The sequence below is a fragment of the Pseudaquabacterium terrae genome (genome assembly GCF_013266755.1).
Lineage (GTDB): Bacteria > Pseudomonadota > Gammaproteobacteria > Burkholderiales > Burkholderiaceae_C > Pseudaquabacterium > Pseudaquabacterium terrae.
Map to the genome: position 1 here is coordinate 114,627 of NZ_JABRWJ010000010.1, position 22,958 is coordinate 137,584.

Consider the following 22,958-nt stretch of genomic DNA (forward strand, 5'->3'; position numbering starts at 1 on the left):
GTGCGCGAAGGGCGTCAAGACCGCGGCGTGCGGCCGCAGCCGCACCAGCTTTCAGAACCCGATCGCCAGCAGCCACGCCGCGGCGGCCAGCGTGATCGCCAGCGCTCCGCCGTAGCAGGCGAGCTTCGACAACACGCCAGTGCGGATCCCGACGTCGTGCAGGCTGTGGAAGATGCGGTGCGCGGCATGCCACGCGAACAGCGCGATCAGCGCGAACAGCAGGCCCTTGCCGGCCCAGTGCTGTGCGAAGGCCAGCATGCGCGGGTAACTCATCAGCTCGCGCGGCAGCAGCCACCCGAGCGGCACCAGCACGCCGGTGATCAGCACCAGCACCGGCCCGAACAGCGCCGAGAGCATGCCGCCGGCGCCGAACAGCGCCCAGAAGATCGGGGCGTTGGAGCGTTTGCTCATCGCGTTCCCCAGGCCAGCGCCAGCACCACCAGCGTGACCAGCAGCGCGGCGGCGAGGCCGGCGCGCGTGATCGTGCTCGCCGGCACGCGTTCGCCGCGCACGAACAGCAGCGGCATCGTCTTCGGCATGATCTGGAACCAGCTCAGCGTGTGGTAGGCCATGCCGAGCAGCAGCAGCAGGTGAAAGGCGATCGACCACGGGCTGCGCAGCCATTGCAGCCAGCCCTCGAACGCGGCCTGCCCCTGCGCCAGCCGCCAGACGCCGGCGAGCAGCACCAGCGCATAGGCCGCGACGCCGAGCGCCGTCGCTTCGCGCACCATGTAGCGCATGAAGAACGGATCGCGCCGCCACCAGCCGGCCATCGGCCGCACATAGGGCTTCGGCCTCATCGCGAGTCTCCGCGCGGCGCCACGAAGCGCAGGAAGTAGTCCTTCGCGCTGGCGACCTTGTTCTGGTTCACCGCGTTCGCCGGGTCGACCCCCTTGGGGCAGACCCCGCTGCAATAGCCCACCGCCGTGCAGCTCCAGACGCCTTCCTCGGCGTTGACGAGCGCCATGCGCTGCGGCCGCGCGCCATCGCGCGAGTCGGCGTTGTAGCGGTGCAGCAGCGCCATCGCCGCCGGGCCGATGAACTGGCTGTCCAGCCCGTACTGCGGGCAGGCGGAATAACACAGCAGGCAGTTGATGCACGAGCTGAACTGCTCGAACTGCGCCAGCTGCTGCGGCGTCTGCAGGTATTCGCCTTGATCCGGCGTGCGCGCTTCCTTCGGCACGATGTAGGGCGTGATGCTCTGCAGCTTGCCAATGAAGTCGCCGATGTCGACCACCAGGTCGCGCTGGATCGGAAAGTGCGCCAGCGGCTCGATGCGCAGCGTGCCGGCGGCCGCGTAGTCGCGCAGGAAGGTCTGGCAGCCCAGGCGCGGCTTGCCGTTCACCATCACGCCGCAGCTGCCGCAGATCGCCATCCGGCACGACCAGCGGAAGCTCAAGGAACCGTCGATGTCGTCCTTGATCGCCTGCAGCCCTTGCAGCACCGACATGTCGTCGGTCCAGGGCACGTCGAAGGCATCGAGGTGCGGGTGCGCGTCGCGCTCGGGGTTGTAGCGCAGCACTTCGATGCGGATCGTCGGTTTCATCGTGCGGCCTCCGCGGCGTGGCGTTCGGCTTCGGCGCGCTCGCCGGCCGCACCGTAGGCGCGCGTGCCGGGCGGGCTGCGGGTGATGGTCACGTCGGCGTAGTCGATGCGCGGCGGTGCGTCCGCGCCGCTGTAGCGGGCGAGGGTGTGCTTCAGGAATTTCTGATCGTCGCGGGTCTCGAAGCCGTCGAGCCGCTGGTGCGAGCCGCGCGATTCGCGCCGCTCCAGGGCCGAGTGCGCCATCGACTGCGCGACGTCGAGCTGGAAGCCGAGCTCGATCGCCAGCAGCCACTCGGTGTTCCAGGCGCGCGAGCGGTCGTCGACGTGCACGCGGCGATAGCGTTGCTTCAGATCGGCCAGCGTGTCGCAGGTGGCCTGCATCTCGGGCCCGCTGCGGTAGATGCCGCAGCCGTTCTCCATGCTGCGCGCCATCTCGCCGCGCAGCGCGGCGATGCGCTCGCTGCCGGCCTGGCCGACCAGCGCCAGCGCGCGCGCTTCGACATCGGCGGCTTGGGCTTCGAGCAGCGCGCTGTTCGGCACCGCAGCGCTGCGCGCGTAACGTGCGGCCTCGATGCCGGCCACTTTGCCGAAGACCAGCAGCTCGGTCAGCGAGTTCGAGCCGAGCCGGTTGGCACCGTGCAGGCCGACGCTGGAGCATTCGCCGGCCGAGTACAGCCCCGGCAGCGGCGACGCGGTGCGCGCATCGGCGGCGATGCCGCCCATCGTGTAGTGCACCGCCGGCAGCACGGGAATGGGCGCTTTCGCCGGGTCGATGCCGAGGTATTGCTCGGCCAGCTCGCAGATCTGCGGCAGCCGTTCGCGCAGCTTGCGGTGGCCGAGGTGGCGCAGGTCCAGGTGCACCGATTCGCCGTGCGGCCCGTGCACGGTGCGGCCCTTGCGCTTCTCGTGCCAGTAGGCCTGGCTCAGGCGGTCGCGCGGCCCGAGCTCCATCGCCTTGTTGCGCGGCGTCGGCTCGGCCGGCCCGAGGCCGTAGTCCTGCAGGTAGCGGTAGCCGTCCTTGTTGACCAGGAAGCCGCCTTCGCCGCGGCAGGCCTCGGTGAACAGCAGGCCGGTGCCCGGCATGCAGGTCGGGTGGTACTGCACGAACTCCATGTCGCGCAGCGGCACGCCGTGGCGGTAGGCCAGCGCCATGCCGTCGCCGGTGACAATGCCGCCGTTGGTGTTCTCGCGGAAGACGCGGCCGGCGCCGCCGGTGGCAATGATCACCGCCCGGGCCTCGATGCGCCGGAACTCGCCGCTGGCGATATCGATCGCGACGATGCCTTGCGCGCGGCCGTCGTCGACCAGCAGGTCGACGACGAAGTGCTCGTCCAGGCGCTCGATCCGCGGGTACTTGATCGAGGTCTGGAACAGCGTGTGCAGCATGTGGAAGCCGGTCTTGTCGGCGGCAAACCAGGTGCGCTCGATCTTCATGCCGCCGAAGGCCCGCACGTTGACGTGGCCGTCGTCGGTGCGGCTCCACGGGCAGCCCCAGTGCTCCATCTGCACCAGCTCGCGATGCGCCTCGGCGACGAACGTCTCCACGACGTCCTGGTCGCTGAGCCAGTCGCCGCCGGACACGGTGTCGTTGAAGTGGTGCTCGAGGCTGTCGTGCGCCTGCGTCACCGCCGCGGCGCCGCCTTCGGCCGCCACCGTGTGGCTGCGCATCGGGTAGACCTTGGAGACCAGCGTGATGCGCAGGCCGGCGTCGGCCTCGGCGACGGCGATCGCCGCGCGCAGGCCGGCACCGCCGGCGCCGACGATCACGACATCGCTGCGCAGGGTTTCCATTTCAGTTGCTCCAGCGCCGTACCGCGCATGCAGAGACCGAGCGAGCCAAGGCCACGGGGTACCCGCTGCCGCTCGTGTCCCCCGGTCGCTCCGCTCCCTCCTCCTCTTACCTCGCTGCAGCGGGCACCCCATGCCCTTGGCAAGCGCGATGCTGTGGCGTGCGAAGGATGAATACCAGAGACGTGCCGGATCAGGACGGCAGGGTGCCCTGTGGAGCGAGGTAAGAGGAGGAGGGAGCGGAGCGACCGGGGGACACGAGCGCAACAGGGCGCCCTGGCGGCCTGATCTCGCTGAGGCCTCAATCGCAATGGCAGCTTCATTTCAGCGCCGATAGACGAGCTGCTGGTACAGGCCGCCGAACCAGGTGCGCTTCGATTGCGGCTGCGGCGTGCCGGCCGGCAGGAAGGACTGCACGTCGTTGCGCCACAGGTCGATAGCATACGGCTCGAGCTTGTCGAACACCAGCCGCATCAGCGGGCGCAGCGGATGCAGAGCGATCGGGCGGTGGTAGTCGACGATTACCAGCTTGCCGCCCGGCTTGAGCACGCGCATCGCTTCGCTCAAGGTAGCGCGGCGCACCGCCTCGGGTTGCTCGTGCAGCAGAAAGAACAGCAGCACCTGGTCGTAGCGGGCGTCGTCGCAGTCGAGCGACGACGAGTCGCCCTGCAGCAGCGCGACGCGCCGGTCGGCGGGCAGCTTCTGCGCCAGGTTGCTCAGCTGCACCGGCAGGATGTCGACCACGTCGAGCGAGGCGTCGGGCGCCAGGCGCTGGCGCAGCTTGGGCGTCAGGTTGCCGTAGACGCAGGCCACCTGCAGGGTACGGCCGCTCACTTCATGGCCTATTGCGTCCAGCGCTGCGTCCCGCAGCCGGCCGTAGTGGTTGAACAGGATCAGGTTGACCAGCCACTCGCGCTCGAACACTTGCACCGCGTTGGGATGCACGTAGGCCCACCAGTAGACCTGCTCGAGGTAGCGCGGGATGGGTTGCGTGCGCGGTGCGACGAGGCCCATCGGTTCGAGGGCGGCTTCGATCGGAGGAGGTGACATCGGACAACCTTTCCGGTGGTGGCGCTTCACGGCGCCGGCGTTGAAGTGACTGCAGCGTAGGCCGCGCGCTGCGGCGGCGGTTGATCGGCATCAACAAACGAACGCCGACCGCAGCACCTACCGCGCGCCGTCGACCGCGCGCACTCAGAACCGATAGCGCAGCACCAGGCCCAGCAGGTGCACGGTGCCGCGCGGCGGCTGCTCGCCGAAAGCCAGCAGGTTCGGCACCGTGGCCGGCTGCACGCCGTCGAGCTGCCAGTCGCGCGCGGCGGTGCGCTCGTAGCGATAGCTGCCATGCAGGCTGAGCTGGTCATTGAAGCGCCACTGGGCGAACAGCTTCAGGCTGTCGAGCTCGGTGGTGGCGGCCGGGAAGGGCGGTGCCGAGGCGCCGGTGCGCACGATGGTTTCGCTGCGTGCGCGCGAGACCGCGAGGTTCGCGCCGAGCTCGAGCCGGCCCTTCAGCGCGCTGTACGTGACGCCCGCGCCAATGAGTGCGACGCGGTCTTTCACGCGACCCGTCCAGTCAGGGTTGCCGGCGCTCTGGCTGCCGGCCTGCACCGACTGCACCGCGTCGGCCTGCGCGAACAGGCTCAGCCGCGTCGCCTCGCTGACGGCATAGGCCAGGTCGGCCGAGACGTCGGCGCTGCGTGCATCGGTCAGGCCCACGGCCGAGCGGGTGTAGTCGTCGACCGCCACATCGACCGCAACGCCCAGCGCCAGGTTCTCGCCGAAGCTGAGATCGCTGCGCAGCGCGGCGCTGCTGCGCCGGCGGTCGGCCTGGTTGAACTTGCGCAGCAGCGGGTTCTCCGGCGGCTCGATGCCCTCGACCGGGCGGTAGTCGGACGCCTTGCGCTGGGCGTGCGCGAGCTTGAGCGTCATGCCCACGTTGTCGCGCACCTGCACGCTGCCGCGCAGCCACAGCGTGTCTTCACGCGTGATGCGCGCTGCCTGCAGCGTGCGCTCGATGCGCTCGTGCTCCAGGCCGCCGGCGAGCTTCAGGCTGCCGGGGCCGCGGTGGTCGGCGCCGAGCCTGAAGCGGTCGCGCGTGAAGCCGTGGGGCAGCGTGGTGCGGGTGCCGACGCCGCTGAAGAGGTCGGTCGCCACCAGCGGCATCGTCAGCGCCGGCGTGCGGTTGTCGCGCTGATTGCGCGTGACGCTGGCATGCACACGCAGCGCGGCCAGCGGCTGCGCGCTGACACGCAAGTTGGCGTCCAGCGTGTCGACGCGGCCGTGCAGCGAGGCCGCCGGTAGCGCGGGCACCGTCAGCGCAGGGTTCAGCGTCGCGGCGACGAAGGGTTCGTCCTGCGTCAAGCGGCCGAAGGCCAGGTCGCCGCTGAAGCGCAGGCTGCCGCCGGGCGACCAGGCCGCGGCGGCGATCAGCTGGTGCAGCTGGTTGTCCGGCGCCAGCGCGAGCTGGCCGGCCGGCGCGCTCAGCGTGCCCATGCTGAACGGGTTCGACCAGGTCAGCGCCGGCGTGTGACTGCGGAAGATCGACGCGTGGTAACCGAGCGTGGCCTGCAGCGCGTGGCCGCTGTACGCCGCGGCGAGCTCGAGCCGGTCGGTCACCTGGTCGACCGGCAACACCAGCTGCGAGGTGGTCGAGAAGAACGAGCCGGCACCGCGCTGCGTGCCTTCGCGCCGCTCGTGGCGCAGGTCGGCGCGCCAGCTCCACGGCCCGGCCGTCGGCAGCGTGGCGCCGAGGTCGAGGATCTTGCGGTCGTAGCCGATGTCGACCGGCTGCAGCGTCGCGGCCAGCGGCATCGCGGCCGTCGTCGGCGCCGGGAAGCCGGCCGGCAGCGTCAACACGGCGCCGCCGTGGCCGAGGAAGGGTGTTGTGGCGCTATCCGTCAAATGACGCGGCAGCTGGCTGTAGCCGAAGCGCAATGCATAGCGGCCCTCGCGGCCTAGCTCGGCGGCGAGCGAGCGGCTGTCGAGCCCGAGATCGGCGGCCGCGAGGTCGGCGAAGAGGCCGTCGGCGCCGCGGTGGCGCAGCGTGCCGCCAAGCAGCACGTGGGCGCCGGAGCGGTCGTAGCCGCTGTAGTCGGCGAACTTTGCCGACTTGCCCGACTGCAGCGCGAGGCCGGCGTCGATGCTGCCGCTCGAGCCGGCCTCGAACGGGCAGGTCTCGCACTTCCAGGCGGCGGTGTCGACGGCGAAGGCGGGTGCCGCCAGCGCGCCGAGCGCACCGAGCAGCCACAAGGGGGTGTGAGACTTCATCGCGCGCCCGTTCATCTCAGCAGCTTGGTGCCGGCAGGATGGTTCGAGCCGTGCACCTGCGAGTGGCAGTTGGTGCAGCTGCCGGCGAGCAGGAACACCGAGCCGCCGGCCGCGGTGCCGCCGCTGGCGGCGGGCAGCGCGGCGCCGGTGCGCGCCACCGCCGGATGCCCGGCGACGCTGTGGCATTGCTGGCACAGCAGCGGCGGGCTCTTCGTCAGCAGCGCGTTGCGCACCGAGCCGTGGGCGTTGTGGCATTGGGTGCAGTCCTCGGCCGCCGGCGCGTGTTCCCATAGGAACGGGCCGCGCTTGTCGGCATGGCAGCTCTGGCAGGTCTGCGTCACGGTCGGCCGCTTCAGCATCGCGGTCGCGCTGCCGGCGTTGTGCGTGTCGTGGCAATCGGAGCAGGCCATGCGGCCGGCCTTGACCGGGTGCGCCGAGGTCTTGTGGAAGTCGGCGCGCTGCTGCTTGTGGCAGGTGAAGCAGACCTCGGGCTGGCTGGCTTTCGTGCGCACCGCGTCGTTGCCGGTGTGCAGCTTGTGGCAATCGGTGCAGGCGACGTCGCTGCGCGCGTGGGCGCCGGCGTGCCAGGCGCTGCGCTGTTCGCCCTGGTGGCAGGCGAGGCAGGCGGCATTGCGCTCGGCCACCGGCAGGAAGGAATCGGGCTTGAAGCTGTTGGTGGTCAGCTTCTTCTTGCTGCCGCCGGCCGAGTGGCGGCCGCCCGGGCCGTGGCAGGCCTCGCATTGCAGCCCACCGGGGCCGAAGGGCGCGTGCGCATTGCCGCGCTGCGCGTGCTTGCCCTTGAAGATGGCGGCCGCGGTGAAGGTGTCGGTGTCGCTGTCGGCGTCGTGGCACTTCAGGCAGGTGTCGGCGCCCTTGGGGCTGTACTCGGTGTCGTGCCGGGTCCAGTCGGCAGCGTGAGCAGTGAGGCCGAGCGCGAGCAGCAGCAGCGTGATGAAGCGTCGAAGCAGGATCATGGCGCGGCCGCTCATTTCACGCGATGGACGGATTTGACATCGAAGACGCGGCCTTCGCCGTGGCACAGCACGCAGCCCTCCGGGTTGGCGGCGAGGGTCGCCGTCGTCGCGCCGAAGCTGCCGCCGTTGGCCGGGTCCTGCATGTGCAGCCGGGCGACCGCGCCGTCGTGGCAGGAGGCGCACACCGCCACCGTCGGCGACGTGCGCAGGTTGTCCGCCGCATCGGTGCGCGAGGCGCCGGTCGAGCTGGTCGAGCCGAGGATGCCGGCCGCGGCCGGCGCGGTCCACGCACCGGTGAGGCGGTAGGTTTCGCCGACGTGGCAGGTTGCGCAGTCGCTGAGCCTGCCGGGGAAGTTGACGTGGCCGAAATCGTTGACGCTGCCGCCGAAGCCGTAGACCACCAGGCCCTTGCTGCGGAAGCCGCCGGCGTGCAGCCCGTGGATCATCGTCTTGAAGTCGATCGACTCCTCGGCCTTGCCGTCGGCGCCGCCGCTCAACACGCCGTTGCTCGACGGCCGCCGCGCCGCGTCGGTGGCGTTCGGGTTGTGGCAGACGGTGCAGGCGCCGATCTCGTTGCTGCGGTTGTTGCCGTGCAGGCTCAGGCTGTCATGGCAGACGTTGCACCGGGCGATGTCGACGACGCTGCGCCGCGCGACGACGCTGCCGCTGACCGCGGCGTCCCTGAACGCCGTCTTCACGGCGAGGCGGTCGGTGTACTGGCCGCGCGTCGTGACGTCACCGGCGGGGTGGCCTTCGAGCGTGACGCGCAAGGTCCCCGCCAGGCCCGCGGGCAGCGCGACCGGCGACGTGACGGTGTAGGTGCCTGCGGCACCGGCCGGCACCGCGGCGGTCAACGCGTTGATCGTCACCGGCTGGCCGAAGGGCTGGCCGCTGCCGTCATTGCCGAACTCGGCGGTGGTCCAGGCGATCTTGATCGCCAGCGTGCTGGCGCCGCCGGAGGCCGTGAAATGCGGGTCGGTCTTCAGGTCGTAGGGCGCGCCGCCGGCCGTCGGATCGGTCACCGAGAAATTCACGACCGGCTTCGCGCCCGGCGTGGTGCCGCTGACCGACACGATGTTCAGCTGGAAGCGCGCCGCGGCGGCCTTCAGCCGGGCCGGGAAGTCGTGCGCGATCGCGACGTCCTTCGCGTCCTTGAACTTGCCCGCGGCGTGGCACAGCACGCAGCCGGCGTTGTCGGTGGCGACGCCGCCCGGGTGTGCCTTGGTCTGGTAGGGCCTGGTGGGGTCGGGTGCGCTGCCGAAGTAGACGTTGTCGTGGCAGCTGCCGCAGGCTTCGATGCTGGGCTGGCTCTTCCAGTGGTCACCCTGCGGCGTCGCATTGGCGGCGCCCGGCGTGCCGTCGTGGCAACGCGTGCAGTTGCGCACGTCCTGCGTGAAACGCACGGAGGAGAAATCGGCACTGCCGACCTTGTACGGCACGCCCGCACGCACGCTGGGCAGCGCGGCGCCGGCGGCGTTGTAGTGGATGCGGTGCACCATCACCTTGAAGTCGACGTTGGCGCCGCCCGCGGCCGAAGTGCCGCCGTTGTGGCAGGTCACGCACAGCTTCGTATCGGTGCGGTTGCCGTGCGCCTTCAGCACGTTGTGGCAGGAATTGCAGGTGACGCTGGCGGCGATGTCGCGCTGCAGGTTCACCGCGCCTCCGGCGGGCACGAGGTCGAGCACGCCGGTGGCCTCCGGGTAGCTGCGGTTGGCCTGCTGCACCGTCACGCGGTGCGTCAGGCCGGCGTCGAAGCGCAGGTCGATCGGCTTGCCGTCGGCGCCGGTGCAGGGCGCCGGGCAGGCGTTGGCGGCGGGGCTCGTGATGTCGGTGGCAAACGTGTATTTGTAGCGGCCACTGCCCAGGCGTTCGAGCATGCCGAAGGCATAACCGTTGGCAACGCGCTCCTGGCTGCCCTGCACCAGGCCGCCGCTCGAGCGGTTGATGTAGTTCTGCCAGCGCGCTGGCTCGCCATCGCCGATCGGCATCAACTTGGCGATGTTGAAGCGCAGGTCGGCCGGCTGCAGGCCGGTCATGCCGGCGCCGGCGTGGTTGGTCACGGTGAATTCGATCACCGGCTTGCCGGCGAAGCGGGCGCTGTCGACGCGGATCGTGATCGACTCGGCGGCGGCGAGCGCGGCGGGGCCGGTGTCGATGGTCGGCGGCCGCACCGGGTCGGGCGGGGGCGTGCCGGCCGCCCCGCCGCCACCGCCGCAGGCCACGAGGGTGGCAGCCAGCCAGGCCGCTGACAACAGCCTAAGCACGCGGCTTTCCTTTCTGCCTGGCGATCACGCGACCCTTGATCTGCAGGTACACGCCCGCCGGCAGCGCCTTCGTCAGCACCAGGTCGGCCTTGGTCAGGTACGGCCGGTGCGCGACGATGCGCTCGGCCTCGGCGTCGCCGATGCCGGGCAACGTCTTCAGCTCGGCGCGGCCGGCGCTGTTGATGTCCACCAGCGCCGGGGCTGCCGGAAGCCTGGCCGCCGGCGCGGCGGCCAGGGCGCCGCCCGCGGCCAGCACCAGTGCGGCGAGCACAGCGCGAACGATCGTGCGTTGCATGGCTGCCTCACTTCTCGTGCATCACCTTGATGTCGGCGACCTTGCCTTGCGCGTGGCACAGCATGCACTGCTCGCCGCGGGCCAGCGCCTCGCTGCGCGGCGCGTAGAACGAGCCGCCGTTGGTGCGCATGTGCGAGATCGCGAGGCTCGAGTCGTGGCAGGCGACGCAGGCGGTGGCGATCGGCGAGTTCACCAGCGTCGTCGGTGCCGCCGCGGTGGTGGCGCCGGTGCCGACGTTGAAGCTGAAGCCGCCGCCGTAGGCGAAGTCCTTGGTGATGTACGGCGACATCGAGAACAGGCTCAGCGCCGATGCCGTCGAGCTGAACGTGCCGGTGGCCGCGCCGCGGTGCAGCCGGTTCGGCAGCGCATTGGCCGATGCCGTGGCACTGAAGTCGTAGGTGCCGGGCAGGTGGCAGCCCTCGCACTGCTTGAGCACGCCCGGGTACTTGATGTCGGCGAACGATTCGGTGGTGCTCAGCGCGTGCCAGGTGAAGGGCACCTCGCGCTTGTTGCCGCCGTGGATCGAATGCACGAAGCTCGTCGAATCGGCCGCCCAGCCGCTGCTGGTGCGGTTGGGCGTGTGGCACCACGAGCAGGTCGTGCCGTCGTTGCGCTGGCCGCCGTGGAAGGCCTCTTCGGTGAAAGTGCCGAGCTCCTGGTGGCAGTTGTTGCAGCGCTTGTCCTCGACCACCGCGCGCCGGCCGCTGAAGCCGTCCGCCACCTTCTGCGCATTGGGCGCGATGACGATCAGGCCGCCGGTCTTGTTCGGCATCGCCGGGTTCAGGCCGCTGGTCGCGGTGGCCGCGGCGACCGGATAGTCCGCCAGGTTGGTCTGCGTCAGCGGCAGCGTGTTGATCACGCTGTACGAGTAGCCGAGGCCACCGGTCAGCATCACCGCGCTGGCGGGAATGGTCGCGCCGGTGAGCGTGGCGGTGTAGTAGCCGTCGGCATCGGGGCCGGCCAGCGTGCCCTTGGCGGTGCCGCTGGCGCTGCCGTTCCACAGGCTGCGCAGGTAGCTCGAGACGCTGGCGTTGAAGTCGGCCGGCGCCGCGACGCCGTCCTGCGGCACCGCGAAGACGAAGTACACGCTGGGCGCGCCCATGAAGTTGTCCCACAGCTCGGCCTTGGCGCCGGTGTTGAAGTCGGCGCGCGCGCCGTTCTGCAGCATGCGGAACACCATCACCGGATTGCGGCCCGCATTCAGCGCCACGCTCTTGATGTCGTAGCTGACCTTGATCGCGCCCGGCGGCAGCCGGCTGGTATTCGACGCGATCCACGCCGCATTGGTATTGCTGTTGGTGCCGCCGGCGAGCAGTGAATTGCTCGCGCTGGGCGGCGTCACCGGAAGGTGCGCCAGGTCGATCGCGGCGGGCTTGTGGCACAACGCGCACAACGAATCGTCGCCCTGCGCACCGCCGACGTGGCCGTGCGTGCTCGACGCCAGCCCCTTGGCCGCGTCGGCGATCGTCACCCCCTTGCCGGTGGCGAAGTTGATGCCGTCGTGGCAGGCGCCGCAGGCCAGCCGGCTCGGCACGTTCTTCCAGTTGTCGCCCTGCGCGGTTTTCGCCGTGGAGGTCGTGCTGCCGTCATGGCACTTGGTGCAGTTGCGGATGTCCTGCGGGAACTTCACGTGGTTGTACTGAACGCCGCCGTAGTTGTAGTTCTGCTTCGCGAGGTGCGCACCCATGTGCGTCTTGTGGATGTGGTTCGGCAGGTCGCCGACCGCGCGGCCGTCGACCACCTCGGTGTTCGACGTGAACTTGCGCGTTGCCGCGTCGTACTTCGCTTCGCTGCGGCCGTACTTGCGCTGGTCGGTGTGGCAGACGACGCAGTAGCGCGTCTCGTTGCGGCTGCCGCCGTGGAAGCCGGCGCCGGAGCTCTCGGGGCTGTCGCCGGGAATGCCGCCGAGCTTCTGGTGGCATTCGTTGCATTTGGCGGTGGCGACGATCTCGCGGCTGGCATCACCCGCACCGACCGGCTTGCCGGTGGCCGGGATGAAGTCGTGGATCGCATCGACCGGCTTGACCAGCGGCACGCCGGGCGTCACCTGCACGGCGTTGGCGGTGTTGGTGCCGGTGCCGGGCGCGTTGCCCGACAGCTGCAGCGTCAGCCGGTGCGTCAGGTTCGCGTCGTACGTCAGGTCGCCCAGGTCGGCCTTGTTGTTGCTGCCGCTGACCGTCATCGCCGCCACGGCGTCCTTGACCTTGGTGACGTCGCGGTAGAACATGTACTTGTAGGTGCCGTTGCGGTTGTCGACCAGCGTGCCGGTGTTGTCGGTCGTCGGTCGCGTCGGTGCGGCGGCCGCGGTGGTCGACGGCACGGTTGTCACGATGTAGCTGACCCACTTGCTCGGGCTGCCGTTGCTGCCGGGGACCAGCTTGGCGAGCGAGAACGCGATGTTCGGATAACTCGCAACGGACGCGGTGGCGGACTTGGCCGTGCTGCCAAGCCCGATGATCGCGTTGCCGTCGACGTCGGTGACCGCGAAGTCGACCGTCGGCGGTCCTCCGGCGATCGTCACCTTGCCGATCGTCACCTTCGGCGCCAATGCGGCGAAGGTGGCTGGCGGCGTGTTCGCCGTCAGCGTGACCGGCGAGGTGCCGGTGGGCATGGCGACCGGCGGTGGCTCCGCGGTGGGCGGTGGCGTGGTCGGCGGGGGCGGTGTCGATTCACCGCCGCCACCGCCGCCGCAACCGGCGATCAGGGCGAAGGCCAGGGCGGCAAACCCGAAGCGGGCGGAGCGGGCGAAGGCTGGCTTCATGGCGTCCTCCAGGACGGAGTTACTTCGTTGCGTGGACCGACAGTTCCTGCGGACCGGGGCCTTCCGGCTCCTTGTGCGCGATGCCGAAATGGCAATCGATGCAGGTCTTGCCGTCGGTCTTGGCCTTCTCGTGGCGCGCCCAGGCCTTGGGCGATTGCGCGTCCTGGCTCATTGCCGCCGCCGTGTGGCAGTTGCGACATTCGAGCGAGTCGGTGCGCTTCATGCGGGCCCACACCCGCTTGGCCATCTCGTAGCGATGGGCCTCGAACTTCTCTTTGGTGTCGATCTTGCCGACCATCGCGCCATAGAGCTCGCCGGTCGCTTCGATCTTGCGATAGATCTTCGGCCAGAACTCCTTGGGCACGTGGCAGTCGGAACACACCGCGCGCACGCCGCTGCGGTTGGTGTCGTGGATCGTGCCCTTGAATTCCGCATACACGTTGTCGCGCATCTCGTGGCAACCGGTGCAGAACTTCTCGGTGTTGGTCCACGACAGGCCGGCGGTGGCGCCGGCCATGCCGCCGATGCCGACCACCAGGCCGAGCACGGTGGCGACGAGCGCCAGTTTCAGCGGCGCGTGGCGCCCGAGGCGCGCACGCAGCCGATCGAGCAGCTTGAAGCCCATCGCCCACTCACTGCGACAGGATCCACTGCACGACGTTCTTCACGTCGGCCTCGTTCTTGGTCTTCAGGTTGTCGTGTTCCTCGTCCTTGCCGTCGACCTTGACCTTCGGGCTGGTGGTCAGGTGCACGACGAGCTTCTGCTCCGCGTCGCCCTTGCCCTTGTACTTGGCGGCGGTTTCCTTGAACGAAGGCCCTTCCTTCTTCGCCGCAACCGAGTGGCATTTCATGCAGTTGCTCTTCTTGGCCAGGGCCTCGGCGGCGGCCACGTCGGCGGCCTGTGCTGGCAGCGACAGCGCGACAAGGGCTGCGGCGAGCAGGGCGAGGGCGGACGGTCTGGCGTTCATAGGTTCTCTCCGATCAGTTAAGGCGTTAGACATCGATGTGAACCATGCCCTCTTGCTGCAGGACATTGTTCGGGATGGGGTGTGCAGGTGCCTTGCGGCACGTCAATGGATCACCAGCAAGGTGAACGGGTAGACGTAGGCCTGCAGCGTCACGAGGATGCCGACCAGGCAGGCCAGCGCCAGCGAGTGCATGAAGACGTAGCGCAGGATGTCGCCCTCGTGGTTGAACCAGCCGGTGGCGGTGGAGGCGACGACGATCGATTGCGCGTCGATCATCTTGCCCATCACGCCGCCGGAGCTGTTGGCCGCGCCCATCAGGTTCGGGCTCAGGCCGAGCTGCTCGGCCGCCACCTTCTGCATGCCGCCGAAGAGCACGTTCGACGCGGTGTCCGAGCCGGTCAGCGCGACGCCGAGCCAGCCCATCAGCGTGCCGAAGAACGGGTACAGCGCGCCGGTGCCGGCGAAGGCCAGGCCGAGCGTGGTGTCGAGGCCCGAGTAGCGCGTCAGCGTGCCCAGGCCCAGCATCAGCACGATCGTCAGCAGCGAGTAGCGCACCCGCCACAGCGTGGCGCCGTAGGTCTTGAGGATCTGCAGCGGCTGGTACTTCATCAGGAAGCCGCCGATCAGCGCCGCCAGCAGGATGCCGGTGCCGGTGGCCGACAGCAGGTTGAAGGTGTAGACCGCGCTCTCGGCGGTGGCCTTGGGCACCACGGGCGGCACCTTCTCGATCAGCTTGTGCAGGCCGTCGATCGGGAAGGCCGGCGCGAACAGGCCGTTGAGCGCGTTCTTCACCGGCGGCAGGCCCCAGATGAAGACGAACACCGTCAGCACCAGCCACGGCAGCCATGCCCGCAGCACCGCCGCGCGCGGGTGCTTCGTGAACTGCTTGACGCCCAGCGGTGCCGGCCCGGGCGCGGGTTGCGCCGCGGCGCCGGTCGTCTGCTGCATCGCGAACGCCGGGCCGCCGGCACCCGCGAGCGCGAGCCCCGGCGCGCCGGATCCGCCTGTGGCGCGCTGCGCCTGCTCGGCCGCGGCCTCTTGCGCGCGGTGCTGCTTCAGCGAGGTCGAGGTCCACACCGTCTTCGGCTTCCACACGCGCAGGAAGGCGACCAGGCAGACCATCGAGCTGATCGCCGCGATCACGTCGACCAGCTCGGGTCCGATGTAGTTCGAGACCAGGAACTGCGGGATCGCGAAGCTCACGCCCGAGACCAGGATCGCGGGCCAGATCTCCCACATCGCCTTGCGACCGGCAAAGGCCCAGATCAGCCAGAACGGCACCAGCACCGAGAAGAACGGCAGCTGGCGGCCGACCATCGCCGAGATCTCCATCACGTCGTAGCCGTGCACCTTGGCCAGCGTGATGATCGGCGTGCCCAGTGCCCCGTAGGCCACCGGCGCGGTGTTCGCGATCAGCGACAGGCCCGAGGCGGCCAGCGGCGAGAAGCCCAGGCCGATCAGGATCGCGGCGGTCACCGCCACCGGCGTGCCGAAGCCGGCCGCGCCCTCGAAGAACGCGCCGTACGAGAAGGCGATCAGCAGCAGTTGCAGCCGCCGGTCGTTGGTGATGTTGGCGATCGAGTCTTCCTGGATCTTGCACATGCCGCTGTCGTCGGCCAGGCGGTGCAGGAAGATGATGTTCAGCACGATCCAGCCGATCGGCAGCAGCCCGGTGAAGCCGCCGAGCATCGCGGCCTTGCCGGCCATCTCGGCCGGCATGCCGTAGGCGAAGATGGCGATCGCCAGCGCGGCGACGAGGCCCGCCGCCGCGGCGATGTGCGCCTTCAGGTGAAGAAAACCCAGGCCCACGAGCATCACGACCACCGGCACCGCGGCCAGCGTGGTCGAGATCAGCATGCTGCCGAACGGGTCGTAGATCTGCTGCCAGGTCATTGCGCGCTCCTCTGTCCTGCTTGCGGAATCACGGTGAGCGTGCGAATGCCCTGCGCGCCGCGGACCAGCACGCCCTCGATGTCCGCGGTGGCCGAAGGTCCGGTCATCAGCACCGCGTAGCGCGCGCCGAAGAACGCCTGGTCGCGGTAGACCTGGTGCAGGTCGGCGACGATGGCGGCCGGATCGAGCAGCACGACCAGGTGCTGCGACAAGAAGCCGAGCGCGTTGACGCCGAACTCACATTCGCTCAAGCCGACCGAGCCGGTCTCGGCGACGCCGAAGGCCGCGCGCACGACGCCGACGTCGACGTCGTCGAGCGCCGCCGGCGGTTGCGTCGGATCGGGCCGGCGCGTGCCTTCGGCTTCGGGCACGGCCGAGCAGATCACGCGTGCATCGGCGAAGCGTTCACGCAGCCAGGCGTCGAGCGACTGGTCCGGCGCCGGCGCGGCGACCGTGCCGCCCATGCGCGCCAGCGCGGCCGCGAAGTCATCCCACGGCGAATCGATGACGCGCGGGAACTCGGGGCTCGCCGGCAGCGCTTCGGCTGCCGGATGGTTGGCGCGCACGCGCGCCAGGATCAGGCCGCGGCTGTCGATCATGCCGAGCCTCCGCGCGTCTTCAGGTACCACTGGCGGAAGGTCAGCGGCGGCGCGGCCGGCACCTCGCGCTGGCGGCCCCAGGCGTTGAACGGGTTGTAGATCAGCGTGCGCGGCAGGTGGTCGATTCCGGCGGCCGCGGCCTCGACGGCGGCGCGGTACAGGCGCGGGCGCGCCAGGATCTTGCCGGCCACGCGCATCGCCTCGCGCTTGACCAGCGGCAGCTGGCGCCGCTCGGCGATGACCTGGCGCCACTTGTAGATCTGCTCGTGGATGTTGATCTTCACCGGGCACACGCTGGTGCAGCTGCCGTTGAGCGTGGAAGCGAACGGCAGCGCGCTGTACTTGCGCAGGTTGAAGGTCGGGTCGATGATCACGCCGATCGGGCCCGAGTAGGTGGCGCCATAGGACAGGCCGCCCGAGCGCCGGTACACCGGGCAGGTGTTCATGCAGGCGCCGCAGCGGATGCACTTGAGCGAATACCAGAAGTCGGGCATGCCGAGCCGCTCCGATCGACCGTTATCCACCAGCACCACGTGCAGCTCGGCGCCGGGGCGCGGTGCGCGGAAGTGCGAGGTGATCTGCGTGATCGGCGAGCCGAGCGCGCTGCGCGACAGCATGCGCACGAAGACGCCCAGGTGCTCGAGCTTCGGGATCAGCTTCTCGATGCCGATCGAGGCGATGTGCAGCGGCGGCAGGTTGGCGCTCAGGTCCGCATTGCCCTCGTTGGTGCAGACTACGAAGCTGCCGGTCTCGGCCACCGCGAAGTTGGCGCCCGTCATGCCGGCGCCGGCGGCCAGGTACGAAGGCCGCGTGTGGCGGCGCTGGCTCTCGGCGAGGTAGGGCACGTCGTGGTTGGCCGGGTCGGTGCCGATCGTGCGGGCGAATACTGCGGCGACATCGCTGCGCAGCTTGTGCACCGCCGGCACGACGATGTGGCTCGGCGGCTCGTCGTCGAGCTGCTGGATGCGCTCGCCGAGGTCGGTCTCCATCACGCTGATGCCGCGCTGCTCGAGGTAGGGCCGCATCTCGCACTCGTCGGTCAGCATCGACTTGCTCTTGACCAGCAGCGTGACGCCGCGCGCGGCGAGCAGCCGGTGCACGACCTCGTTGTGCTCGGCCGCATCGCGTGCCCAATGCACGACGATGCCGTTGGCCTGCGCGTTGCGCTCGAACTGCTCGAGGTAGTCGGCCAGGTGCGTCAGCGTGTGCGCCTTGATTGCCGAGGCCAGCTCGCGCAGCGTCTCCCACTCGGGCAGGCCATGGGCTTCATGGTCGCGCTTGCCGCGCAGGTCCCACAACCGCTTGTCGTGGAACTCGACGTGGCGGGTCGCGGCGATGAAGGTCGACGACGCCTCGGCGTGGTCGATGCGCTTCATGAATGATCCCCGTTCAGGATCTGCGCGATATGCCGGAATTGCAGCGGCAGGCCGGCGCGCTCGGCGCAGCCTTTCTGGTGCATCAGGCAGGACATGTCCGGCGAGACGATGTAGTCGGCGCCGGCGCCGCGGTGGTCGGCCACCTTGTCGTGGCCCATGCGGCCCGACACCGGCTCCTCGAACACCGAGAAGCTGCCGCCGAAGCCGCAGCATTCGTCGGGCCGCTGTGGCGCGACGAGCTGGATGCCGCGCACGCTCTCGAGCAGCGCGCGCGGCTTGTTCCATTGCGGGCTGCCGATCTCCGAGCACTGCGCCTCGTTGAGCCCGCGCAGCGTCGCGCAGCCGATGTGCAGGCCCACCTTGTGGGGGAACGCGGCCCACGGGAATTCGCGCACCTCGAGCACGTCGTGCAGGAACTCGACCAGCTCCCAGGTGCGTGCGCGCACCCGCGCCACCTCGGGGGTCTGCTCGATCGCCGTCAGGTGCTTGCGCACGTGGTGCGCGCAGCTGCCCGAGGGCGTGACGATGAAGTCGTGCGCCGCGAAGTTGCGCACGAAGAGCGCCTCGGCGCCGCGGGCATCCTCTTCGCAGCCGCTGTTGGCCATCGGCTGGCCGCAGCAGGTCTGGTGCAACGGGTAGTCGACCTCGCAGCCCAGCCGCTCGAGCAGCTCGAGCGTCGCGATGCCGACCTCGGGGAAGAAGGCATCGACGTAGCAGGGGATGAACAGACCGACTTTCATCCGGGGCTCCCGGGGTGTCGGGCCACTGTGACGGCAGCGGGCGGCGGGTGGCTTGCGAATTCGCAAGAGCGGCGCGGCGCCTGCTCGACCGCGATCTCCCGGCTCACCGGATCGGCGAAAACTCAGTCCAGTGACGCGGTTGCGCAGGAGCGCGTGGCGGGGTCGGGTTCATCGTCGTCTGCACATGTCTGACGTCTCCGATCACCCGGTGGTGAGCGTCGTCCAGCCAGTGGCGCTCGCGCTGCGCCAACGAATGGCTGCGAAGGAAGCCAGACCTCGAACTGGCAGCCCCCGTCGGGACGCCGATGCACTTCGAGGCGTCCGCTCATCGCCTGCACCAGCTGCTTCGAGATGACGAGGCCGAGGCCGGTGCCGGGGACGCGGCCGTCCTTCGCGGCCAGGCGCTCGAAGGGCCGGAACAGCCGCGCGCGCTGCTCCGCGGACAGGCCCTGGCCCTCGTCGCCGATGCCGATGGCCACCTCGGCGCCGACGCTGCGCAGCTCGACCCAGAGCCGGCCGCGCTCGCGGTTGTACTTGATTGCGTTGGACAGCAGGTTCAGCAGCACCTGACCCAGCGCACGGCGGTCCGCCAGCGCGACGGCGGCGTCAGGGCCGCGTACCGGCATCACGCGGATGCCGCGCTCGAGCGCAAGCGGTTCGACCAGCGCCAGGTTCGACTGCAGCACGCCGCGCACGTCGAGCGGCTGCGGCTCGATGGCGCGCCCGCCGTATTCGATGCGCGCCAGGTCGAGGATGTCGTCGACCAGGGCGAGCAGGTGGTCGCACGCGGCGGCGATGTGCTGCAGCTGACCCCGGGCGCGCTCGGGCAGCTGCCCGTCGGCCTGCATCAGCTGCGTGAACCCGAGCACGGCATTCAACGGCGTCCGCAGCTCGTGACTGACCTGCGCCACGAATGCGGTCTTCGCCCGGCTCGCGCGCTCGCAGACGAGCTTGTCGCGGCGCAGTTGCTCGAGATCGCGGCTGGCGATGCGCTGCTCGACGGCGCGCGCCAGGTCGCGCAGCAGCGCGCGCTGCTGCGCGTCGAGCTGCCGCGGCCGGTGGTCGATCACGCACAGCGCGCCGATGCGCTGCCCGCCGCTGCCGATCGGCACGCCGGCACAGAAGCGCAGGCGCGGTTCAGCGCTGACCAGCGGGTGGCCGGCATGGCGCGGATCGACCGACGCATCGGGCACTTCGAACGGCTCGTCGCCGGGCAGCGCATGCACGCCGAATGCCGCGTCGAACGCGGCCTTGTCGAAGTCTGCGCCGACGCGCGCCTCGAAGCCAGGTCGATCGACCGCGCTCACGACGGCGATCGGGCAGCCGGCCAGCGCTGCGGCGCAGCGCAGCAGGCCATCGAGCACCGGGTCCACGGGCGTGCCGGGCGGGTGCAGGTCAGGAATCATGAAGTGCCTCTGTGACGCGGAAGGAACGGTTGCGGGCCGGCGGCCCGGAGTGCATCGATCGCCCGCCGCAGCGCCGCTTGCGCATCGGTCCAGCAGTGGACGTCGTAGGGCCGGATCGGCAGGCACGTGGCGGCCTCGTCGAAGGCGACGACCACGGTCGCTGGAGCGACGCGCGCGAGGTGGTGGATCAGCGCGAGCGGCCGGCCCTGCGCGACGGCGAGCTCCAGCACCAGCAGCTCGGCCCGCTCGCGCGCCAGGTGCGCCGACGCTTCGCCGGCGCTCGCCGCGCTGGCGACCCGGCAGCGCGGTGCGATGCTGCCCAGCAGCCCGCGCAGCCGCTGCCGCTGCGCGACGTGCGCCACCAGCAGGATGACCTGCAGCGGGTGGGTCGAAGGGTTCGATGCCGGCATGGCCGCCCTGAGGCCGGGAGGTGCGTCCGGCGGACGCGAAGAACCTTCCCGGTAGCCGTCAATCTAGGCGGCGGCGGGGCCCGCGTCTGCGGGGGATCCTGGATCGGCGCTGGCAGGCGGTCGTGCAGGCGCTGCGCGCCTTCAGTCGTCGTCGGCATCGATCAGGCCGGCCCGGATCGCGAACCGCACCAGCGCGGGCAGGTCGGCAACGCCCAGCTTGGCCATCAAGCGGCTGCGGTAGGAGTCGACCGTCTTCGGCGACAGGTGCAGCAGCCGGCCGATCTCGGGGCTCGACTGGCCGCGCACGACCAGCGCGACGATCTGCCGCTCGCGGGCCGACAGGCTGGCGAGCGCGGCATCGCCGTCGCGCTCGGTCAGCCCCTGCACGGCGAGCTCGGCAACGTCGCTGCCCAGGTGGCGGCGGCCCTGCAGCACCGTGTCGATGGCGCTCAGCAGCTCGGCCGCGGACGCGCCTTTCAGGACATAGCCCGCGGCGCCGAGGCGCAGCGCCTCCGCGACATGGCGCGGCTGCGCGGACATCGTCAGGACGATCGTGCGGGCATCGAGCCTGCGGCGTTGCAGCTCGGTGAGCAGCTCGAATCCGGAGCGCAGGCCCAGGTGCAGGTCGAGCAGCAGCACGGCCGGCGCCAGCCGCTGCAGATCGGCCAGCGCCTGCGTCGGGTCGGCCGATTCCCCGGTGACCCGGTGGCCCGCCGCGGCCAGCACCGAGCGCAGCCCGTCACGCATCATCGCGTGGTCGTCGACGAGGTAGACGTCGGTCATGGACGACGGCCCTCCCAGCACAGCGACACGCGGGTGCCGCCGTCGGGCTCGGCGTCGACACCGAAGCGCGCGCCGATCGCGATCGAGCGCTCGCGCATCCCGACGATGCCCAGGTGGCCGGGGCGGCCGCGCATCAGTGGCGCCGGGATGCCGCCGCCGTCGTCGATGACATCGAGCCTGAGAGAATCCGCGTCGCCACCGAGCACCACGCGGATCAGCGACGCGCCGGCATGCTGCTGGGCGTTGGCGATCGCCTCGCGCGCCACCATGAACGCGCCGTACTCGACATCGTCGGGCCAACGGCACGCGGCAAGCTCGTCGGACGTCTCCAGCAGCAGGTCCGCGCTGCCATCGGCGATGGTGCGCACGCGGATCTCGTTGTCGAGCGCTGCGGCCAGCCCCTGCTCCTCGAGCAGCGGCGGGCGCAGGTCGGTCAGCACCTGGCGCACTTCGCTCACGGCCTGCTCGAGCAGTGCGGCGATCCGGGTGCTCTGCTGCCTCAGCGGTGCGGGCATCGAGGCCGCATGCGTCGCGATGCAGGCGTCGAGGTTCAGGCGCGCCACCGCCAGCGTCTGGCCGAGATGGTCATGCAAGACCTGCGCGACCCGCTGCGTGGTGGTCTTCTCCTGGTTCAGCAGGCGTTGCGTCAGCTCGGACAGCTCGAACTGGAATGCCAACAGCGCTTGCTCGGACGCATGCCGCGTCGTGATGTCGCGCACCACCGCCAGCAGGCGGCGATCGTCGAGCGCGCGCGCATTGGCCTCGGCCGCAAAGCAGCTGCCGTCCTTGCGCACGATCTGCCATTCGGCCAGGTGCCGGCTGCCGCCCAGGACCGCCTGCACTTCTTCGGCCACGCGCCCCCGCTGCGCCGGCGGCACCAGGTCGTCCGCGACGAGTGCGAGCAGCTCCGTGCGCGCGTAGCCCAGCATCACCAGCGCCTGCGGGTTGGCATCGAGGATGCGATGCTGGCGGTCGATCAGCAGCACGGCATCGCTGAGCTGCTCGAACAGGCTGCGGCCGTAGGCCTCGGACTCGCGCAGCTGCGTCTCCACCTGCTTGCGCGCGCTGATGTCGGTGAGGTAGATCGACAGGCCGTCCGGCGAGGGATAGAGCCGGGCTTCGAACCAGCGCGCGTCCGCCCCGGGGCAGACTTCGACGACGCCGGCCTGCTGCGTCGCGGCCGCCTGCGCACAGGCGTGCTGGAACGGCGAGCCGGCGAGCTGCGGAGAGTCCGACCACGGATGGCGGCCGAGCAGCCCGTCCGCGTTGTCGCGGCCCAGCAGCCGTGCCGCGCGCGGGTTGACGTAGGTGCAGCGCTGCTCGGCATCGAGCGCGAGGAAACCGTCGTCCACCCGCGTCAGCACGTCCTGCAAGTGGGCGCGCGCGGCCTGGTTCTCGCGTTCGAGCGCGCGCCGTTGGGTCACGTCGTGCGCCAGCACCAGGCGCGCCGCACGGCCGTCGAGCACCAGGCCGGTCGACGAGATCTCGACCTCGATCGAACGGCCGTCCTTGCAACGATGGGTCCACACCCCGATCTCGTGCCGGGCCTGTGCGGTGTCGCGCGCCAGATCGGCCAGCACTCCTGCCAGCCGCGGCCGTTCCTCGGGCGGCCGGATGTCGGCGATCGTCATCGCCAGGAATTCGGCGCGGCTGAATCCGTAGTGCGCGATCGCGGCCGCGTTGACGGCGATGAAGCGCAGGTTGGCGCTGTCGACGATCCACATCGGCTGCGGGTTGGACTCGAACAGGAGCGGGTAGGGCAGGTTCGCAGTCAGGATGGCTGGCATCGGCAACGCTCTTGTCAGGGTGCAAGGAGCGTAGGCGCTGCCGCGAGCAGCCGCTTGACGGCGATCAAGCGGGAGCGCGCCGCACGGTGTCCTGTGTTGCAG

The 22,958-nt window shown here is 70.3% G+C and carries 20 protein-coding genes; all 20 read right to left on the reverse strand.

Going from position 1 to position 22,958, the window contains the following annotated elements; all coding sequences use genetic code 11:
- Positions 1-51: 51 nt before the first annotated feature.
- Positions 52-411, reverse strand: coding sequence for a fumarate reductase subunit FrdD (gene frdD / locus HLB44_RS29100; RefSeq protein WP_173131517.1), 360 nt, complete (start codon positions 409-411; stop codon positions 52-54).
- The gene (locus tag HLB44_RS29105; RefSeq protein ID WP_173131520.1) at positions 408-800 is read right to left on the reverse strand and encodes a fumarate reductase subunit C; all 393 of its coding nucleotides are present in this window, start codon (positions 798-800) and stop codon (positions 408-410) included. Before HLB44_RS29105 ends, frdD begins: the two co-directional genes overlap by 4 nt.
- Positions 797-1,546 carry a succinate dehydrogenase/fumarate reductase iron-sulfur subunit gene (locus HLB44_RS29110; protein WP_173131523.1) on the reverse strand — a complete coding sequence of 250 codons (750 nt, stop codon included), beginning with the start codon at positions 1,544-1,546 and terminating at the stop codon, positions 797-799. Before HLB44_RS29110 ends, HLB44_RS29105 begins: the two co-directional genes overlap by 4 nt.
- Positions 1,543-3,336, reverse strand: a complete 1,794-nt coding sequence (gene frdA / locus HLB44_RS29115) for a fumarate reductase (quinol) flavoprotein subunit (protein ID WP_173131526.1) — start codon at positions 3,334-3,336, stop codon at positions 1,543-1,545. Before frdA ends, HLB44_RS29110 begins: the two co-directional genes overlap by 4 nt.
- A 321-nt stretch (positions 3,337-3,657) precedes the next feature.
- Complete coding sequence (rquA, locus tag HLB44_RS29120; RefSeq protein WP_246312530.1) at positions 3,658-4,383, reverse strand: rhodoquinone biosynthesis methyltransferase RquA; 726 nt, start codon at positions 4,381-4,383, stop codon at positions 3,658-3,660.
- Positions 4,384-4,527: 144 nt separating this feature from the next.
- Positions 4,528-6,600: an MtrB/PioB family decaheme-associated outer membrane protein gene (locus HLB44_RS29125; RefSeq protein WP_173131529.1), complete on the reverse strand. Its 2,073-nt coding sequence runs from the start codon at positions 6,598-6,600 to the stop codon at positions 4,528-4,530.
- An 11-nt stretch (positions 6,601-6,611) separates the two neighbouring features.
- Complete coding sequence (locus HLB44_RS29130; RefSeq protein ID WP_173131532.1) at positions 6,612-7,574, reverse strand: DmsE family decaheme c-type cytochrome; 963 nt, start codon at positions 7,572-7,574, stop codon at positions 6,612-6,614.
- Positions 7,575-7,585: 11 nt separating this feature from the next.
- Entirely contained in the window at positions 7,586-9,838 is a 2,253-nt protein-coding gene (locus HLB44_RS29135; protein ID WP_173131535.1) for an OmcA/MtrC family decaheme c-type cytochrome, read from the reverse strand.
- Positions 9,831-10,133 (reverse strand): ComEA family DNA-binding protein, encoded by a 303-nt coding sequence (locus HLB44_RS29140; RefSeq protein ID WP_173131537.1) that lies wholly within the window; start codon positions 10,131-10,133, stop codon positions 9,831-9,833. The genes HLB44_RS29135 and HLB44_RS29140 overlap by 8 nt, the downstream gene beginning before the upstream one ends.
- Before the next feature lie 7 nt (positions 10,134-10,140).
- A complete protein-coding gene (locus HLB44_RS29145) occupies positions 10,141-12,894 on the reverse strand; it encodes an OmcA/MtrC family decaheme c-type cytochrome (RefSeq protein ID WP_173131539.1) in 2,754 nt (917 codons plus the stop codon).
- Between the two features lie 19 nt (positions 12,895-12,913).
- On the reverse strand, positions 12,914-13,519 hold the full coding sequence (locus HLB44_RS29150; RefSeq protein ID WP_173131542.1) for a NapC/NirT family cytochrome c: 606 nt from the start codon (positions 13,517-13,519) through the stop codon (positions 12,914-12,916).
- 7 nt (positions 13,520-13,526) lie between these two features.
- The gene (locus tag HLB44_RS29155; RefSeq protein ID WP_173131545.1) at positions 13,527-13,862 is read right to left on the reverse strand and encodes a c-type cytochrome; all 336 of its coding nucleotides are present in this window, start codon (positions 13,860-13,862) and stop codon (positions 13,527-13,529) included.
- A 102-nt stretch (positions 13,863-13,964) separates the two neighbouring features.
- Positions 13,965-15,755 (reverse strand): L-lactate permease, encoded by a 1,791-nt coding sequence (locus tag HLB44_RS37495; RefSeq protein ID WP_246312531.1) that lies wholly within the window; start codon positions 15,753-15,755, stop codon positions 13,965-13,967.
- Positions 15,752-16,351 carry a LutC/YkgG family protein gene (locus HLB44_RS29170; RefSeq protein ID WP_343051632.1) on the reverse strand — a complete coding sequence of 200 codons (600 nt, stop codon included), beginning with the start codon at positions 16,349-16,351 and terminating at the stop codon, positions 15,752-15,754. The genes HLB44_RS37495 and HLB44_RS29170 overlap by 4 nt, the downstream gene beginning before the upstream one ends.
- Positions 16,351-17,730 (reverse strand): lactate utilization protein B, encoded by a 1,380-nt coding sequence (locus HLB44_RS29175; RefSeq protein ID WP_173131549.1) that lies wholly within the window; start codon positions 17,728-17,730, stop codon positions 16,351-16,353. The genes HLB44_RS29170 and HLB44_RS29175 overlap by 1 nt, the downstream gene beginning before the upstream one ends.
- Positions 17,727-18,470, reverse strand: a complete 744-nt coding sequence (locus tag HLB44_RS29180; protein ID WP_173131551.1) for a (Fe-S)-binding protein — start codon at positions 18,468-18,470, stop codon at positions 17,727-17,729. Before HLB44_RS29180 ends, HLB44_RS29175 begins: the two co-directional genes overlap by 4 nt.
- A gap of 122 nt (positions 18,471-18,592) precedes the next feature.
- On the reverse strand, positions 18,593-19,876 hold the full coding sequence (locus HLB44_RS29185; RefSeq protein WP_173131553.1) for a GAF domain-containing sensor histidine kinase: 1,284 nt from the start codon (positions 19,874-19,876) through the stop codon (positions 18,593-18,595).
- The gene (locus tag HLB44_RS29190; RefSeq protein WP_173131555.1) at positions 19,873-20,286 is read right to left on the reverse strand and encodes a hypothetical protein; all 414 of its coding nucleotides are present in this window, start codon (positions 20,284-20,286) and stop codon (positions 19,873-19,875) included. Before HLB44_RS29190 ends, HLB44_RS29185 begins: the two co-directional genes overlap by 4 nt.
- 141 nt (positions 20,287-20,427) lie before the next feature.
- Positions 20,428-21,069 (reverse strand): response regulator, encoded by a 642-nt coding sequence (locus HLB44_RS29195; RefSeq protein WP_173131557.1) that lies wholly within the window; start codon positions 21,067-21,069, stop codon positions 20,428-20,430.
- The gene (locus tag HLB44_RS29200) at positions 21,066-22,856 is read right to left on the reverse strand and encodes a PAS domain-containing sensor histidine kinase (protein WP_173131559.1); all 1,791 of its coding nucleotides are present in this window, start codon (positions 22,854-22,856) and stop codon (positions 21,066-21,068) included. Before HLB44_RS29200 ends, HLB44_RS29195 begins: the two co-directional genes overlap by 4 nt.
- Between the last annotated feature and the right edge of the window lie 102 nt (positions 22,857-22,958).